Below are 16,873 nucleotides of genomic sequence, written 5' to 3' on the forward strand. Positions count from 1 at the left end.
AACGTGAAAGCACAGGTATTTAGAGGCGTTAATCAACTTTCTTACGAAGATATCCCGGTTCCAACCTTGGAATCAGATGAAGTGCTGGTACAGGTACGGGTTGTGGGGTTGTGTCAGTCCGATATTAAAAAAATTCGTTATCCACTGTATGAACCGCCGCGCATTTTTGGACATGAAACTGCTGGCGCGATCGCAGCAATAGGCAATAATGTCACAGGTTGGCAAGTTGGACAACGGGTAGCAGTGATGCACCATATCCCCTGTATGCGTTGCGCCTACTGCCTAAATGATAATTTTTCCATGTGCAATGTTTACAAAAATATTTCTACTACCGCAGGTTTTAATGCTAGTGGCGGCGGTTTTGCCGATTATGTCAAAGTACCAGGACATATCGTGGAAAATGGTGGGCTAATTCCCATCCCAGATAATATCAGTTTTGAAGAAGCGAGTTTTGTCGAACCAACTAACTGCTGTTTGAAGGCGGTGAAAAAAGCTCAAATTGCTCCCGGACAAACTGTGTTAGTTACTGGTGCTGGGCCAATTGGGTTAATGTTTATCATGTTGGTGAAGTATTTTGGAGGAAAAGCGATCGCTACTGATTTACTACCCTCTAGAATTGATAAAGCCTTGAGTGTCGGTGCGGAGGCGGCTTTTGATGCGCGCGATCCCGATTTAACCGCCAAAATTCATGCCTTAACTAGTGGACTAGGTGTTGATGTTACCTTGCTGGCTGTCCCCAGTGAGAAAGCTTTTTTTCAAGCACTTGATAGTACCCGCAAAGGTGGGAAAATCTTGTTTTTCGCCGAATTCCCTGATGAAGTGGAAATTCCCATCAACCCGAATATCCTCTACCGTCGGGAAATTGACTTGATCGGCAGTTATAGCTCATCTTATCGGCTTCAGAGTCTATCAGCCGATATTGTATTTAATCAAAAAATTGATGTACAAGCATTGATTAGCGATCGCTATCCATTAAAAGATTTATCAGCAGCTGTTCAACAAGCGATCGCACCTACACCGGATACTTATAAAATCTTAATTTATCCGTAAAAGACAAAAGAGGCAATACGGTTTGTTAAGGCAAGAGACGCGATAAATCGCCGTCTCTACAAAGATGGTGATTTATTGCGTCTTTATGATTTTCATCAAAAAACTTTATCCGAAACGTATTGGGATATGAGGGGGATAACGAATAATAATTGTTTAGTTACTCTCTTATCTCCCTTATCTTCTACATGTCCTACACCCTACTTTTCGTTGCTCTACTAGCCTTCTACGTCGCTTGGAATCTTGGTGCAAACGATGTCGCTAATGCGATGGGAACCTCTGTAGGTTCCAAAGCTGTTACTCTCAAACAAGCATTAATTATTGCTGGGGTATTAGAGTTTACGGGTGCTGTGTTGTTTGGACATGAGGTAACGGAAACCCTCGCCACCAAAATTGCTAATCCCGCCTTATTCGCAGCTACACCCCAAATATTCGTTGTTGGAATGGTAACGGTACTAATATCGTGCGGTGTGTGGTTGCAAATTGCCACATCACGGGGTTTACCAGTTTCATCTTCTCATGCGGTTGTGGGTGCGATCGCTGGATTTAGTTGGGTAGCTTTGGGAGTAAATGCAATTGATTGGTCATCAATTGGCTCAATCACCATTGGCTGGATTTTAACGCCATTAATTAGTGGTGCGATCGCAGCTTTATTTTACAGTCAAATCAAGCACTGGATTTTAGATCAACCCAATCAAATAGTCCAGTTACAAGAATGGATTCCCTGGTTGAGTACTGCGCTACTGGGAATATTCGGCGTGATTGTCTTACCATCCCTGACAGAACCGCTAACCAATTATGTAATCGAGCAAGTTGGTTTCAAAATCCCTGCTTACGACATCCCACTATTAATTGGTGCAGTAGCAGCAGTTGGACTCACAATCATTAGTTGGCGACAGTTAGCAGCAGAAGAAGTGTTTCTTACTTCCCAATCCCCAATCCCCAATCCCGTAGAAAAATTATTCGCCCGGTTTCAGCTGCTAAGTGCTTGCTTTGTCGCCTTTGCTCATGGTTCAAATGATGTGGGAAATGCGATCGCTCCTTTAGCTGCGATCGTTTATATCAATCGCACTGGTAGCGTACCTACCGATAGTATAACTATCCCCCTTTGGATTTTAATCCTTGGTGGTGCTGGTATTGTTGGTGGTTTAGCTGTCTGGGGTAAAAAAGTCATCGCTACCATTGGCGAAAACATCATTGCTTTGCAACCTAGTAGTGGATTTTGTGCCGAACTAGCTACTGCTACAACTATCCTCATCGCTTCCCGACTCGGTTTACCAGTCTCCACCTCTCACGCCCTTGTCGGTGGTGTCGTTGGTATTGGACTAGTGCAAAATCTCAACTCGATTAAGTTTCAAACACTAAAAGGCATTGCCGCCGCATGGCTAATTACAATCCCTGTGAGTGCTGCCCTTAGCGCTGCCATCTTCAGCATCGCCCGGATTTTATTCTTCTAAGAATTATTAATATTTTTCAAACTTTTTCCTCTACTGGAATTTACTCAAGGACTTCCAAATAAAAAAATATCCAATTAATTCTTGTGGGGTGGGCATCTTGCCCGCCTAGCTTATATGGCGGGCAAGATGCCCACCCCACAATATTGGATAATTTATTTCTTGAAGTTCCCTCAAAGCAAAACCCAGACTGCAAAAACGCCAAAAAAGCGTGCTTTTGCAGAATTGCTGCTCATTTATTAGAATGTTGTGCAGGGGGATAGCGTAACTTTGAATTTCCACAGAAAGACACTTTAATCTCCATTTAGAGAGATAAACTGTCACACAAGTTACATTCCACACAAATTTACAGCGAGTTTCGCAAGTCAGACAATTTTGTGGTCATGTCCAACGAAAAGTCGCTTTGCGCCTAAGCACAGGCATCTGCAAGTCTTTGATAATTATTATTGTCAGCAAAACAATAAATATTCATTTGTAGTGAGATTTCTTTAAAAGTAAAAATCTCCTTGGCAAATAATTTATAAAAATTAAACTGACCAAAAACAAAAAAGTCTCAGTTCAAGGGACTTGCAGACGTAGCCATCGCTCCCAAATTTCATGGTCAAAAACCTATCAATGGTGAAAAAACTCGGTTTAGTAAGCTGTGAGGCAAACTTGATGCTTTGCTAACCTGTGTCTAGTATGACAGAATTACGTTGAAATGCGGAAGTGCTGTTAAAATTTTTAATTTATCTGGCAAAATACAGGAAATTAGGATGACCGTCAATAAAGTGTACCGGAAGCAGCTTTATCGTCAAAGTGTTAGAGGTTAGAAGCTAATGGGGCGATTCGAGAAGCAACCAGAAAACCCAAGAGTCAGAGGGGAGCTATCTAGAGCAGCAGAAAATGCTCTTTGGGCTGTAGTTGAAGACTTAGAAAATCTTCAGCAAAATGTCCTCAGAGCTTTGCAAGAAGACGTAAAGCGGCTTCAGTCAGAAAAAAATCGGTTATCTGATGAAATTCAAAGCTTGGTAGAAGAAAAAGAGCATTTACAACAAGTGCGCCAAATCACTGAGCAGCAAGTGTTAATTCGGCAACTGGCAGAAGTTCTGGCAAAGCATATATCTTCACAACTGCAATCCTCTCTGGCAACTTTAGCGAATCAAAGCAGGGAGGGCAAATCTTATGAACAAACTGCACTGAAGTCTGCTGAAGTGAGCAGCAATGTAGTCGGTGAAATCAATGAAAAAGTCGAACACATGTTTGACAGTCTGGATGACACCGTTACTGTTACTTTTAATTCGCTACAACAAGAACTAAAAAACTATCAAAGTAATCTTTCCCAACAGCTGTCACGGATGTATAGCCAGCAGCAGCAAGGGGAAACGATTTTGACGGAGTTTGTTAATCGCCTACATGGAGAACTAGAAAAAACTATAGAAGAAGCTTCACGCAAACCAGCAACAGCAGGTATACCTACTGTTTTGCAGTTTACGGAACCCGAAAAAAATAGTAATAGTTCTTTTGAAACATCCCTACCACAGTTTGAGGAAGTAGTAAGAAATTCCCTTGAGCCAATTTCCCCGATCCCTAATAAATTTTCGCCAAGGGAAACGACATCGGAGCCGCCGATTATAAAAGAAAGCGCCGCGAATCCAATTTCTGTTCCCAGCAAGGATTTATCGCCAAGGGAAACGACATCAGAACCGCCGATTATAAAAGAAAGCGCCGCGAATCCAATTTCTGTTCCCAGCAAGGATTTGTCGCCAAGGGAAACGATATCAGAGCCGCCGGTTATTAAAGAAAGCGCCGCGAATCCAATTTCTGTTCCCAGCAAGGATTTATCGCCAAGGGAAACTGCATCAGAGCCGCCGGTTATTAAAGAAAGCGCCACGAATCCAATTTCTGTACCCAGCAAGGATTTATCGCCAAGGGAAACTGCATCAGAATCTACTACGGCTGTAGTTCCACCACCAAAAGATAATCCCACCGAACCAATTTCTGTCCTCAATCAGGAATCGCCGGAAAACGAAACGAAATCAGAACCGCCGATCGCATCTTTGCTACAGCCAAGAATAATCCGGCCTTCTCTAAAGAATCCTAATGAACCAATTTCTGTCCGCCGCAAGAACGTATCGCAAAGCAAAGCTGAATCCTCATCAACCACTGCGCTAGAACCAGAAGCACAAGCAAAACCTCCACAATCGCGATCGCCTAATTCCTCTGGCTTATCGACACTCCAAATCGGTTTCTTGTTGATTGTCTCATCAGCAGTGATATCGTCACTTTACAATGTAGCCATCAAGGTGATTTTTCACGAAGGTTCCCAGATTTTTGGAGTGCTAGAGGTAGAGCAATTGCTACCGCCGACTTTGGGCAATACTCTGTTAATTTTGACGCTGCGGTTTATGGTGGTAGTACCACTGATGGTACTTTTGTCGCCGATGTTGCATCCAAGACTGTGGCAAGACTTGGAAAACTTGTCCGCTTCAGTCCGAGGAAATGCCACACCTAGCAATGCAGCTACCAAGCAGATTTTAGTGTTGTCAATTGTGAGTGGGTGCTTTTTGTTTTTATCTCAGGTACTAATCTACATTGCGATCGCTCAAGTCCCAACTGGAATGGCGATCGCACTGTTCTTTATCTATCCGATGGTTAGTGGTTTATTATCGTGGTTTTTGTTTCGCGATCGCCCCACTCTATTCCGCATCGCTGCGATCGCCGCAATTTGCTGCGGTGAATTGTTAGTTTTATGGGGTTCTCCCAGCATCGGTATCGGTAATACTTCAATGGGAACCAGCACCGCCATTCTTTCCGGTGTGGCTTTTGCTGCCTATATAATTCTGACGCGAGTCTGTGCTAGCAAACTGCATCCTGTAACTTTTACTTTAATTAACTTCACTACCATGTTGTTGTTGAGCTTTATCTGCTTGATGCTACCTTTGCCAAGCAGTTGGAACTTGGTAATAGTTGACCCCTCGAAAATGCTGGAATTGGTTTTAAGCGCGTTTATTTTGGGTGTGCTAACTCTTGCTGGCTATTTGCTTAACAATGTTGGTATTAGTAAACTAGGAGCTTCGCGATCGGCGCTCATCGGTGGTAGCATCCCAGTTTTAACCGTGATTTTCGCTGGGTTAATTATTCAAGAAAATTTGGATATCGTGCAAATTCTAGGAGTGTTATTTGTAACCTTTGGCGCTGCTGCTTTCAGCTTTGAAACAATGCGAAATCAGGTTAAACCCTCTAGTCCCACGAATTAAATGGCGAGTTCAATCAGCTTAAGGGTGATGGGAGCTACTTTACCTCCCATCATCAATCTTGACACTAATACACCCCTTTGTAACTTCTCTAAATCATCTGTGACAAACAACATCCCCGACTTTTCAAAGGAAGTCGGGGATTTAAGTTTTTATAGTGCTGTATAGGTGCAGATAATACTTAATAGATCATCGACTTGTAATATATTTTTAGGGATTTAGCCTGATACAGGTAGGGAAAACACGTATATGTAAGCAGTATGAGTAGCACTGACTCCAGCAATTGAGTATGTAGTGGGAGCTTTAGCCCTTATCCTTGCGATTTATTAGTCGCTCACGGGGAAACCCTAGACGTTCGCGGACTTGCTATTGCCCTTGGCGCTACAAATCTTTAATTATTCACGCCCACTTATTTATTGGATTTCGTCAGATGGTATCTTTATTTCGGTCGTTTTCTACTAGTCTACTTAGTCTGCAATCGCCCAGACACCCAAAAAAAGAAGCTGACAGCAAAATTCAGAAGTAAAACACGCTTTCTACCTGGGTAAAAAACTTAGCTTGTGTACCTCACTTTCCTTGAAATCTGCTATATATCATACCTTGCTGCGGGTTATCCTCCTTTTATAGCAACAAACTCTCTACGTAATTCAAGTATCTCAAATATATAAAATAGCTAGTAAAAACATACTTAAAAGTAGCCAGCAAATTAGCGAAATCATGAAATTTTAAAATTCTTTCATGAAAAAAATATGAATTTATTGAAAAAAAACCTCTAGATAGTCATCACAAGGAATCCAATATGTTTTATTATATCTATGGCTAGTAACTAATGTTTCGGTTATTAGCACAAGCAATAAAGCCTTATGGGTACGCGATTCAGCCGAAATTAATCGCGGCTTTCTGTGTCAAATTATCAATACAAAAAGATAAATTAAACTTAGATTTAGTCGTCAAAATCAAAATATCATCAAACCTTGATTTCAGTAGATAGAAAATATTTAAATAGCCAGAATTTATCAACTCTAAAATAGATAAATTTATTTCAAAACCAAAAAATAGTGATATGATAAGGAACAATATTTGAAAAACAACAGGTATTTTGAAATTGGAATTATTTGCTCTACTTGATGTCTTCTATCTTCCCTCAAGCCAACGGCTGATACTGCCGAGACATCACTGGAGGTTGTGAACGGGATGATAGTTCACAACGAGTCTTATAGCTCAACCTCTAAATGTGGCTACACCTGGTAAGCAATTTGTTTTGAGACTATTCCCAATTATTTCTAGTCACTTGTGTACTACAAACAATTCACCAAAGCCGAAAAAAAGCATCTTTTTCTAGTAACAGATATCTCAGATGAAACGCGCAAACTAGTTTTTACTCCGAGTCGGCATAGTGCCATAATTAGGTGTAAGTAGCTTGACGTTGTTGCTCTTGAAAGATGAAAAAAACCAGAAAACTGGAAAGCTTTGTAGGTTAATTGCAACATAACTGACAGTTGGGAGATAAACCGCCATTAAGCTGGATTTGGTGGTGTCTCTAATTTTCCGGTTAGATGCAGATACAGTTATAGTTACAACTAACGACTCTGCTTTTGTACCAGGAAATATGCGAAAATGGTAGTTTGTGCTACCACCGATATCATCGTTATCGCATACTAATATAGTTTGAAGTAAAGACAGCTTTCAGCCAGGTGTATACTACCTATTTTCATTCGATTAAAAATTGTGTAAACGTGCTATTCAATTGTCTGTAATATGAGTAACGACATAGATCTGATCAAACGTCTTGGCCCCAGTGCGATGGATCAGATCATGCTTTATCTGGCTTTTAGTGCCATGCGGACGAGTGGGCACAGGCATGGGGCATTTTTAGACGCAGCCGCAACAGCAGCAAAGTGTGCAATTTACATGACCTATCTAGAGCAGGGACAAAACCTGCGAATGACAGGGCATTTGCATCACTTGGAGCCGAAACGAGTAAAAATTATTGTAGAAGAAGTCAGACAGGCACTAACAGAAGGCAAACTGTTAAAAATGCTGGGTTCTGATGAACCCCGCTATCTAATTCAATTGCCTTATATCTGGCTCGAAAGATATCCTTGGCAACCGGGGCGATCGCGCGTTCCAGGTAGTAGTCTGACAAGTGAAGAAAAAAGACAAATTGAGCAGAAACTGCCCAGTAATCTGCCTGATGCCCAGTTAGTTAGCTCCTTTGAGTTTCTGGATTTGATTGAGTCTTTACACAAGCGATCGCAAGAAGACTTACCAATCGAACACCAAATGCCTTTGAGTGAAGCATTGGGCGAGCATATCAAGCGCCGTCTGCTTTACTCAGGAACGGTAACACGTATTGATTCTCCTTGGGGAATGCCCTTCTACGCTCTTACCCGTCTTTCTTACACCCCAGCAGACGATCAAGAACGCACTAACATCCTAGTAGAAGATACCGCTCGGTATTTCCGCATGATGAAAAATTGGGCAGAACGGCGAGGAAACGCCATGCGCTTGCTGGAAGAACTTGATATACTGCCAGAAAAAATGCAACAGGCTAAGGATGAATTGGATGAAATTATCCGTGCTTGGGCAGACAAATATCACCAAGACGGTGGTATTGCAGTGGTTTTACAGACGGCTTTTGGTGAAAGAGAAGACTAGTAGCGCTACGTAAAATTTAAAAAGCCTATAAAGTCAGCTTTTCAATGATTTTGTCCCTTGCTTAATAGTCGGGGGATAGTTGGTCTATCTACACTGTAAGACTGTACTAAGTATCTAGGCATAAATAAATTAAAGTTTGTAGTAAGGACTTTAGTCCTGATAATCCTTGCTCTGAGCGATAAATCGCTTACTACAAACTAAAAATTTATTTTATATTTAATTATGTCCACCTACTTAGTAGTACAAAAGTAACAAAATTGCTGGTGACTTTTGTGTTGTAAGTATTTAGTTAGTTGGCATAATTTGTAAGCAGAAGGCAATTATGGCAGATTTTATATAAAAAATTTAAGAAGAATCCAGAATTCAGAATTCAGAATTCAGAATCAAGACGCTCTCTACGTTCGCGCAGCGTGTCGAAGACAGACGCTAAAAGCGTAGCTTGCAACTATTGCAGAGTACGCGGACTTGCTTGCCGCCGGCGCTATCCGCTTTTTCGGTCAGAATTCATTCTGACTCCTGACTCCTGACTCCTGACTCCTGACTCCTGACTCCTGAATTCTGTTTGATAAAAATTAATAAGTGTCTAAATCATAATAGGGTGGACATTATAATCTCCACCCTACTAATTAAGCTGTTTTCTCAGTCAATTACAAAAGACTGTAATTAATTCGTGCCGGGTTGTGTTGGAACAACAGGTTGCGTTGGAACAGTCGGTTGTGTTGGAAATGGAAGAGTCTCGTTACTTGGACTCGATCCCGCAGGAATTATAGTTGGTGTTGTAGACGAAGATGAAGCACCAACAACACTATCATCAGCACTGATACAAGTATCTAGCGCTTGAATGGCGGGAAAGTCAATTTGACTACGCAAGCCAACCACACACTGGCCAAAGCGCACGGGTAACAAACTACGTCCACAGCCATCTAAAACTGCCGGATTAGCTTCTTCCTTAGTACTTAAGCTGACACCAACTACACAGGTTGCTAACTCTTCAGGTCGCCGAGCCTTCCCACAAGAAGAAAGCGCATCTGTCGCGGAAATTTGGGTTTGCTTTTCAATTTTCACCACGCAAGCAGCCAAATCCTTTGGACGCAGTGCAGCTGCACAACCAAGTGAAGCCGCTTCTGCCGTTACACCCGCTTTTAGGAGACGACCTGCACAGACACTATAATCATTGCTGTAGGAAGCAGCGATCGCTGTGTTTGGTAAGATCGTTGCCAAGCATCCAGCTATAGCCAAAACTGGTATTGTTAAATTTCTGGAGGTGGAACTGGCTTGTTTGTTCTTACCTCTATTAACCGCTTTATTGCTCATTGACATTGCCATTCTCCAAACACCCAAAGTTATGCTAACTCAAATATCTTAAAAATCCTCTGTAATCTAAGAATTTCGGCGGTAGTAAAGTATAGATATAATTAATTATGTCGAAAGTTGTGTTAATATAACTGTTTGAAAGATAAGTAGGCAACGTAAAAAGTATTTCAGAGTAAGAATACTGCGTAAACCAATCTGATGATTGAGTAGCCTACAAAACTAAATAAACACAAAAAACTTATTGGCAGGAGTACGGCGGGACACGTCGGAATTCAGGCTTGGAAGCTATTGTGTCGGTTTTACCGAGTTAAAGCAACTAGCGCAAAAGTTGATGCCTCTACATTGGTAGGATACGTCATACCAAGGCAAGCAGCCTCACAAAACCAAGAATCCCCTGATTAAAAATCATGGGAATGTCAAAATAGAATGTTTGGGTAAAGTTTAAACAGGATTAGATTAAGGAAACTCATGTCCCGATACAGAGGGCCACGCCTCAGAATTGTCCGTCGCTTAGGCGACCTACCAGGATTAACTCGTAAAAGTGCTAGACGCGCTTATCCACCTGGTATGCATGGTCAGAACCGTAAGAAGCGCTCTGAGTATGCTATCCGTCTAGAAGAAAAGCAAAAGCTCCGCTTCAACTACGGTTTGACCGAAAAACAATTGCTGCGTTATGTGCGGAAAGCCAGACGTGTTACTGGTTCTACCGGACAAGTGCTACTGCAATTGCTAGAAATGCGCTTGGATAATACCGTTTTCCGCTTGGGTATAGCCCCAACTATCCCAGCAGCTCGTCAACTGGTAAATCACGGTCACGTAACTGTTAACGGTCGTGTGGTGAATATTGCCAGCTACCAATGCCGTCCTGGTGAAGTAATTGCCGTCAGAGATCGGGCGCAATCCCGGAAGTTGGTAGAAGCTAACTTGCAATATCCCGGCTTGGCTAACCTTCCCAGCCATTTGGAGTTTGACAAAAATAAGCTGGTTGGTAAAGTCAACAGCGTTATTGAGCGCGAATGGGTGGCATTACAAGTTAATGAACTACTTGTGGTGGAATACTACTCACGACAAGCTTAATCGTCATTTGTCTTTAGTCATTTGTCCCTAGTTATTTGCAAAGGACAAATGACCAACTACTAACCGCCAATTTGCGACATGGTACGAGTATATGTACCCGTAACGCCCGAATCGCGCCCTTTAAAGTTAATTTCTGGCTTGATTCCAAGTAAATGTCTGACTTGCTCTTGTAATTGAGCGGTGCTGACACCAGAACGTAGGGCAGTTTTTAAATCTATTTGACCAGTTTCATTTAATAAACAGGGACGCAGCCAGCCATCGGCACCCAGGCGCATCCGGTTACACCGATCGCAAAAACATTCTGACATCTGACTAATAAATCCTAGTGTCCCCTTCGCACCAGGTATTTGAAAGACATCGGCAGGGCCAGCACCACGAACTTGTGATTCTGTCAAGCCCCAGCGATCGCAAATACGTTCTCGTAAATCGGCTGAAGATACCCAACCGCGATCGCCAAACAAATGCACATTACCAATGGGCATAAATTCAATAAATCGAACGTGCCACTGTTTATCAATTGTCAGGGCGGCTAAATCGAGAACTTCGTGGTCATTAACGCCAGGAATCACCACTACATTCAGCTTCAGGGGGTCGAATCCGACCTGATGGGCTGTTTGAATCCCCTGCCAAACTTGTTGCCAACGAGAGCGTCCCTGATTACCAATAATTTGATCAAAAATGTCAGGATCAAGAGAGTCCAGACTAATATTAATTCGTCGCAAACCAGCATTATAAAGATTTTGTGCCATCGGAGCCAGCAAAAAACCGTTGGTAGTCATTGAGATATCTTGAGTTTGGGGGAGAGTTGCGATCGCACCTACCAAATCCACCACACGCGGACGTAATAAGGGTTCACCCCCAGTCAAACGAAATCGGGTAAAGCCGACTGGAATAAATACCTCTTTAATTAAAGTCAGTAGTTCTTCATCACTTAACAACTGTTGCTTGAGAATATAGTCCAGTTCTACTCCCTCTGGCATACAGTACTGACAACGAAAATTGCAGCGATCGATTAAGCTAATGCGGAGGTAGTCTACCTGGTTCATCGTTTTACTTTTATTCTCTCTGATTAATTAAAGACTTGACAAAAGTGGTTTACCCCTTCCTACTATATTTGTTGTAACTCAAGATACCGCACCACCTACTTAGGTTAGAATCTACAGATTATGGCATAATAAGCCGATCGCATCCACTCGTTAGTCATCAATCGTGCAAGACACCGACTCCATCAACGACCTTGCTGCTGCTTTACTACAGCCAGCCGATATCAGCTTTGAACTGCCCGATCCAGAAGATGAACAGATTCTAGAGTCAGATTTTCAACAGCAGCTAGAAATAGCTTGGCAGGTATGCGATCGCTTTGATTTGCAAACCGAAATCTGGCGGGGGCGAATTTTACGGGCGATCCGCGACAGAGAGAAAGTCGGTGGTGACGGACGCGGTACTGGCTTTTTGCGATGGCTAAAAGAGCGGGAAATCAGCAAAAGTCAAGCATACTCCTGGATTCAACTGGCCAATAGTGCCGATACTCTGATTGAAGATGGTAAACTTGACCCCGGATCTGTGAACAACTTCAGCAAACGGGCATTTGTCGAAACCTCCAAAGCAGTCCCCGAAGTGCAACAGATGGTGAGTGAAGCCGCCCAAAAAGGCGATCGCATCACTAGGCGCGAAGTCCGTCAACTCAGCGATGAATGGACGGCCATGTCCTCAGATTTATTACCTGAATCCGTCAAAGAAAAAGCAGCAGATAACACCCTTCCCCCGCGCTACATTGCCCCTCTGGTGAAGGAAATGGAAAAACTGCCAGAATCGCATCAAAAGTTTATCCAAAAGGAAATTGCTGCCAATCCTGATGTGGATACCCTGAAACAGGTAACAACTGAAGCGCGTAACTTGGCGAAATATCTCAAAGGTGCGGCTCAAGTCCAGGCCTTAACCCAGGAAAATGTTGATATTGAAACAGCCTTAGAAGAAGCCCAAAGAGTCGGCTGTTTGAGCATTGCTGCTGATTTGGTAAATCAAGCATCGCAAATTGAACAAACGATCGCTAAATTGTACATGACTTGGAAACGCATCGGTAATTTAGCAGATCGATTATATGTAGATACTGGCGCAAGTACACCCAACTTGCGATCGCTCCTTACTTGTTTGGAACCTCTGGGTGGTGAAATTATGGAATTGCAACTGAGTGGTGCGACTGAACACACTATTCGTTTGCAAATTCAGGAGACGAATTAGAGAATAGGCAATAGCGATGTCTACAGCGAACTACGCCTACGCAATTTATCTTTCAGTCTTTGGAATTGCTGAGAGTAAGGCACGGAGAGCGTTGTTAACAGCTTCTGATGTTTTGAATATTTCAGCAACATCAGCATCGAGGGTAACTGTTAAAGGAGCTTTTTCTTGCTGACTGGCAAAACGGTTAGGCAAGGCTTTGCGATAGTCAAAGTTATACTCTGGAAGCAAGTCATCGTCTGCATTGTTGCAGAATTCAGAAGCCTGTGAATTCTTCATAATCTCTTCGTTCTTTCTTGGTTGCTAGACGTGCGCTAATGATACGGATAAAGTTTGCTCTTGCTGTAAAACAGACCAATAATAGGCGATTGTCTTGGTCATGTCCGATGATGATTTCTCGACGTTCACCAACAGAGTGCCATTCATCATGGAATAGTAAGCTAGAGAGTCGTTAAAGACAGTCTTAGCCGCTTCAAAGCTGATACTGTGCTTGTTGAGATTCAAACTAGCTTTTTGGTTATCCCACTCAAATTCTAAATTCATGCCCTGATATGAGACTACTCTACTTGCAATGAAATCCTAATTTGTGGGAAGCAGAGCGATCGCAACAAGAGCAGCAATTGCGTAGGCGTAGCCAGCCGTAGGCATCGCGTTTGGCCGCGAAGTTACGAAATATCGCCATATCTCAAATTTTAATGAGCAGCGCAAGATGTAGCGGTGAGCGAGGAATTATGGGGCGTTGCCGTGGGTACTTGAGCAACCAGAACTATGTTCCCATTGGCATCCATTACCCAGCTTTGGGCTTCGACAATTTGAGTAGGTTCATTGACAGAATTAACTTTCTGTGATTTTTCTTCTGTGTTTCGCTGTGCCTGAACAACATCTCTTTTCTGAATACCGCCAGCACGATTCTGACTCTCAGGAGGGAGCGTGATCCAATCTGCCAGCACTGCATCATCAGCTATCAATGGCTCTGTGGGATCGGCGACTAGTCCTCCACGCCCAGTCTGAATAAATGAACTCCTTCCTATTTTTCCACCAGAATTACAACTAGCAGCAATTTGCCGCGAAGCATCAACCAAATTTACGGGTAGTTCCACTAATCCTTTACTGGGGTCAGCATCTGGTGAGTTGATTTGTACAGTGCCATTTAATGAAGGGTTTTGCTGAGAAAATGCCGTGATGTCACTTGTTGCAAGTTCACTTGGTTTTAGTTTATCTGGATCTTTAGTGTTTAACAGCCTCTCTAGGTCTGTACGGGTGCGTGGCACAAAACCAAAGATGTTTTTAGCGGTGATTGTGATTTTACCACCAGAGCCAGAGAAGCCGTTGGCGGTGATATCATTGTTTCCGTTGTTTCCGAAGGGAGTGGCGACTAGGAAGCCATTAGGTGCATTGATGGTGATATTACCGCCAGTTTTATCACCCCCGGCATTAGTGGATATTTGACTATTGCCGCGCATCAATAATAAGTCTCCCACCTGTAACCCAATATCACCACCCCGATTTGACTCACTATTAGACGTGAGTGTTCCTTCGTCTAGCAAGATAGAACGAGCAGTTACGTTTAGTGCGCCTGGTGTCCCTGGGTTACTTGCATCTCCTAAGTAGACTGCATTATCTGCAACTTTAACGCTCACACTTATTTGACCACCATCTCGGACAATCAATTGTCCTGTGGTGATATTGATTGTTCCTGCATTTCCGTAATTTAGAGTCGAAGCAAACAAACCACTAGAGTCATCTTCTACTGAGCTTCCGGCTATCTCGACTGACTTCAAGGCGTTAACAGTTATGTTCCCTCCTCTTCCTTCAGATGGAATCACCTGGGAGTTATTGACTACTCCACTAGACTCTGCTGTTACTCTTGCCCCATCTTTAATACGCAATCTCCCAGTGTTGATTGTAATGTCACCCGCCTTTCCTTCACCTACGCTTATACCAATAAATCCAGTAATAGTATTTGGCAGGGTACTACCAATTAGCTCCACGGAGTCGGAGGCATTCACTGTCAAATTTCCTGCTGCACCCTTGCCTCTAGTAGAAGTAGCTACTCTTGCACCATCCTGAACAATTAATTTCCTAGCAGTAATTGTTAAGTCTTTGCCATTTGTGCTACCTGTAGTTTGATTTATTAAGCGCACACCCTGACCAGTTATGTTAATGAAGTTGCCCTGTACCTGGATATTACCACCACCCTCACCACTAGCATCTATCTGAGATGGAAACTCTTTACCATCAGCAATTCGCTGGATTATTTGAATATTTTGGAAATTTTGGACACCTTCATATCCCAAACTCCAGCCTTGATCTGTTGGTTTCAGGCTAACTAGACTATTACTAGCAACACTTCCTAGATCAATTCGTCCCGATGCTGCTGTTAAATTTCCGCCCTCTAGGGTGATATCACCGCCAACTAATGCTAAGGTTTTACCCCGATTCACTTGTAAACCAACTGCTTGCCTGAAGATATTAGTTGTGATGCCATCTGGATTCTTTGCTTGCGATTGATTGCTGATAGGAGCCGCAGTTGCTGCAAATTGTAAACCAATGGGAACACTTACTGTCAGCAAGGGTGTAGTTAGGGGTTCTGTGGCGCTAAACTTTGTACCATCGGCAAAGTTTAAACTACTAGCTGTACTTGCAATAAATGAACCACCGATATCTAAAGAAGCACGACTACTAAAAATAATACCGTTGGGATTAATTAAAAACAGGTTTGCTGGACTCTTAGCTTTAAGTATGCCATCAATATTAGAAATGGACTTACCCGTTACCCGGCTAATAATGTTCTGAATACCCTCAGTATTTTTAAACTCAGCTATAGCCCCATTGAGTACAGAAAACTCTTTAAAACTGTGGAACAAGTTGCTTTCTAATCGGGTTCCACCCTCAATAATTGTAAGATTACCCTGTGTTGTAACTTGAGAATTATTAGGTAGAGTGCCATCTGGTGAAATTTGAGCAATAGTAGAAGTTCCAGAAAAAGCTATTGCCCCACCTATTACAATTCCTAACCCTTTAAACCAGCCAGACAAAATACTCATAATTAATAATAAACTCCTTTAAAAAACTACAATTTGCCAAATGAATTATAGTTGCGTTACACATCTATTTTAATAAACTACAATATTAAAATCATCGATATAGTTTTTGGTATTTGGTATTTGCTATTTAGTAGATATGGTAATATTTATTATTCTAGATAATATAACTTAAAGGCACAACTAGGTTGTGCCTTTAGAAAAATCTTTACTCCAATTCGAGAAAAACAGTATTTTTAACCTAAATGCTGATAATTTTGCTCATATTTAGCAATATTGTCAACTTAATTATTGAGAAGACTACGGATTAATTTACGTCTGCTTATCTTGGTATTAAATGGACAATACTGTTAAGGATTGATTAATGGCACGGGCAATTAACAAAATCGTTTATATCATTTGACCAACAAGTGCAACCCGATAGCCTAATATCTTTACCTGGAATTACTAGTGAAAATTTTGCAACTTGTTCATCTTCACCAGCACTAATAGATTGGAGTTTAGTTAGATCAAGTGTGTACTGAAATTGAAGAACTTCTTGTCTTGATATACCGTAATTCTTGAGTATCTTACCGAAGTTAGTATTCTTCAGAATCTCATGCATTTCCTGCTGAATCTCGTCTTGTAATTGCTGTAATTTTTGAGAATCAATGACTGTTTGCTGTGAAGTTTGAGATTCCATGAATTTTGATCTCCTTGAAAATTGGTAAATGTGTAAAATTATCTTGTGATGTACTAAATTACCGTGAGTTCGATTAGTGCAGCTTGGTAACGAAGGAATCAAGTATACAGAGTCTAGAGTCGC

At 42.1% G+C, this 16,873-nt stretch carries 12 protein-coding genes; 6 read left to right on the forward strand and 6 right to left on the reverse strand.

All coding sequences use genetic code 11. The features are described from left to right. The first annotated feature begins 3 nt into the window (after positions 1–3). The 4 genes from HWQ37_RS25410 to hetR all read left to right on the forward strand — a co-directional run bounded on the left by HWQ37_RS25410 (position 4) and on the right by hetR (position 8,395). Entirely contained in the window at positions 4–1,050 is a 1,047-nt protein-coding gene (locus HWQ37_RS25410) for a zinc-dependent dehydrogenase (RefSeq protein WP_292752585.1), read from the forward strand. A 185-nt stretch (positions 1,051–1,235) separates the two neighbouring features. Next, the gene (locus HWQ37_RS25415) at positions 1,236–2,504 is read left to right on the forward strand and encodes an inorganic phosphate transporter (protein WP_292752525.1); all 1,269 of its coding nucleotides are present in this window, start codon (positions 1,236–1,238) and stop codon (positions 2,502–2,504) included. An 815-nt stretch (positions 2,505–3,319) separates the two neighbouring features. Next, on the forward strand, positions 3,320–5,740 hold the full coding sequence (locus HWQ37_RS25420; protein ID WP_292752528.1) for an EamA family transporter: 2,421 nt from the start codon (positions 3,320–3,322) through the stop codon (positions 5,738–5,740). A gap of 1,755 nt (positions 5,741–7,495) precedes the next feature. Further along, positions 7,496–8,395 carry a heterocyst differentiation master regulator HetR gene (gene hetR / locus HWQ37_RS25425; RefSeq protein ID WP_292752530.1) on the forward strand — a complete coding sequence of 300 codons (900 nt, stop codon included), beginning with the start codon at positions 7,496–7,498 and terminating at the stop codon, positions 8,393–8,395. A gap of 663 nt (positions 8,396–9,058) precedes the next feature. On the opposite strand, the gene HWQ37_RS25430 is transcribed toward hetR, so the two are convergent. Beyond that, positions 9,059–9,709 carry a hypothetical protein gene (locus HWQ37_RS25430; protein WP_292752533.1) on the reverse strand — a complete coding sequence of 217 codons (651 nt, stop codon included), beginning with the start codon at positions 9,707–9,709 and terminating at the stop codon, positions 9,059–9,061. Between the two features lie 468 nt (positions 9,710–10,177). Between HWQ37_RS25430 and rpsD the strand changes: the two genes are divergently transcribed. Continuing rightward, positions 10,178–10,786 carry a 30S ribosomal protein S4 gene (gene rpsD, locus HWQ37_RS25435; RefSeq protein ID WP_094349733.1) on the forward strand — a complete coding sequence of 203 codons (609 nt, stop codon included), beginning with the start codon at positions 10,178–10,180 and terminating at the stop codon, positions 10,784–10,786. A gap of 59 nt (positions 10,787–10,845) precedes the next feature. Here the strand turns inward: rpsD and moaA are convergent, their stop codons facing one another. Then, a complete protein-coding gene (moaA, locus tag HWQ37_RS25440; protein ID WP_292752536.1) occupies positions 10,846–11,832 on the reverse strand; it encodes a GTP 3',8-cyclase MoaA in 987 nt (328 codons plus the stop codon). 163 nt (positions 11,833–11,995) lie between these two features. On the opposite strand from moaA, the gene HWQ37_RS25445 reads away from it, so the two are divergent. After that, on the forward strand, positions 11,996–13,027 hold the full coding sequence (locus HWQ37_RS25445; protein ID WP_292752538.1) for a hypothetical protein: 1,032 nt from the start codon (positions 11,996–11,998) through the stop codon (positions 13,025–13,027). A 45-nt stretch (positions 13,028–13,072) separates the two neighbouring features. Here the strand turns inward: HWQ37_RS25445 and HWQ37_RS25450 are convergent, their stop codons facing one another. The 4 genes from HWQ37_RS25450 to HWQ37_RS25465 all read right to left on the reverse strand — a co-directional run bounded on the left by HWQ37_RS25450 (position 13,073) and on the right by HWQ37_RS25465 (position 16,750). Continuing rightward, a complete protein-coding gene (locus HWQ37_RS25450) occupies positions 13,073–13,303 on the reverse strand; it encodes a hypothetical protein (RefSeq protein ID WP_292752541.1) in 231 nt (76 codons plus the stop codon). Then, positions 13,281–13,418, reverse strand: a complete 138-nt coding sequence (locus HWQ37_RS34740; protein WP_363318186.1) for a BrnT family toxin — start codon at positions 13,416–13,418, stop codon at positions 13,281–13,283. The genes HWQ37_RS25450 and HWQ37_RS34740 overlap by 23 nt, the downstream gene beginning before the upstream one ends. Positions 13,419–13,716: 298 nt before the next feature. After that, the gene (locus HWQ37_RS25460) at positions 13,717–16,071 is read right to left on the reverse strand and encodes a two-partner secretion domain-containing protein (protein WP_292752544.1); all 2,355 of its coding nucleotides are present in this window, start codon (positions 16,069–16,071) and stop codon (positions 13,717–13,719) included. 358 nt (positions 16,072–16,429) lie between these two features. Further along, complete coding sequence (locus HWQ37_RS25465; RefSeq protein ID WP_292752547.1) at positions 16,430–16,750, reverse strand: hypothetical protein; 321 nt, start codon at positions 16,748–16,750, stop codon at positions 16,430–16,432. Positions 16,751–16,873: the final 123 nt, after the last annotated feature.

The organism is Nostoc sp. NMS4, assembly GCF_017115095.1.
Classification (GTDB): domain Bacteria; phylum Cyanobacteriota; class Cyanobacteriia; order Cyanobacteriales; family Nostocaceae; genus Nostoc.